The sequence below is a fragment of the Cyclobacterium lianum genome, from assembly GCF_900143075.1.
In the GTDB taxonomy this organism is placed as follows: Bacteria; Bacteroidota; Bacteroidia; order Cytophagales; family Cyclobacteriaceae; genus Cyclobacterium; species Cyclobacterium lianum.
Genome location: NZ_FRCY01000027.1, coordinates 13,969 through 14,969, shown reverse-complemented (window position 1 = coordinate 14,969; position 1,001 = coordinate 13,969). Strand labels below are relative to the sequence as shown.

The window sequence follows — 1,001 nt, the reverse complement described above, 5'->3', positions numbered from 1 at the left end:
CGACCCTTGAGGTTTCCACAACCTCGAGGGTCTTTTCGGGAGCGAGTACGAAAAAACTTATGGGTCCCAAGCCTAAAAGGTTGGCCTATCTAACTGATAAAGGCGTATCCATTTTTGAAAGTTCATATTTCAGGAAACCACGTAAACTTAAGTCTTCATCTAAATCATGCCAATGGATATCTATTCCATCATTGACAAATCGGTTCAATTGTTCCTCTTTTGCCTCAGCCAAACGTTTAAAGTCAGATAAAGGCCGTTTCAGGAGTTTTTTATTATTCAGTAAAACAATGATCAAATCCAGCTCACGGTCAAACCATATGCTTTTTATACGTAACCCTTTTTCGAAAATAAGCTGATCTATAGGGTCACTGGCTCTTTTATTGACGAATTTATCTTTGGAAGTATTCATACCATTGTTCTTTTAGATATTCCTGATGTTGATAAATCAGACGTTTAATTTGTCTCCTTTCCTGGAGTGTAAATCCATAAGCATATTCTTCTTCTATCGCTGGCACCAACCACCATTTTCCCCTTCCCTCTCCCTTCTTAATGTGGACATGGGCTGGTTCATTGCCTTCATCTGAATAAAAGAATAACGTAAAGCCTTTTTGGACAAGTACTTTAGGTATAATGTAAATATAGCTATTTAGGCTAATTGATTTACTCTAACAGAAAAATTTCCCTGGTGGGGAGGATGTTTTCAGGTACCGAAATGGAAGCTTTTTTCTAATCCAATATAATATTCCTCGACACGAGGATTTTCCTTGCGCTCAGACCATTTTTGGGTTTGGAAGATTTCGGTAACAGGTCAATAATGGCTGGGTTGGAATACTCAGCCGGAGGAAGGAGGGTACAATGCGGTGGAGTCTACTTTTGGATTGAATTGCAGACCGGAGAAAATGGAAAAGGAAAAGTGAAATGAGTCAGACCTTTGGGGTTTTCCGAACCCCGAAGGTCTAATCCGGAGCGTTCACGAAAAAACCTTCGGGGTCCCAAAGACC

2 protein-coding genes are annotated in these 1,001 nt (G+C 40.2%); both read right to left on the bottom strand.

All coding sequences use genetic code 11. The annotated features are described in order from the left end of the window. Positions 1-85: 85 nt before the first annotated feature. A complete protein-coding gene (locus BUB19_RS23625) occupies positions 86-409 on the bottom strand; it encodes a DUF2442 domain-containing protein (RefSeq protein WP_084097622.1) in 324 nt (107 codons plus the stop codon). Beyond that, a complete protein-coding gene (locus BUB19_RS24825; protein ID WP_073098369.1) occupies positions 390-629 on the bottom strand; it encodes a DUF4160 domain-containing protein in 240 nt (79 codons plus the stop codon). The genes BUB19_RS23625 and BUB19_RS24825 overlap by 20 nt, the downstream gene beginning before the upstream one ends. Positions 630-1,001 lie beyond the last annotated feature (372 nt).

Coding starts and splice junctions, on each gene's coding strand:
- BUB19_RS23625 (WP_084097622.1), bottom strand. CDS start 409: ATGAATACTTCCAAAGATAAATTCGTCAATAAAAGAGCCAGTGACCCT.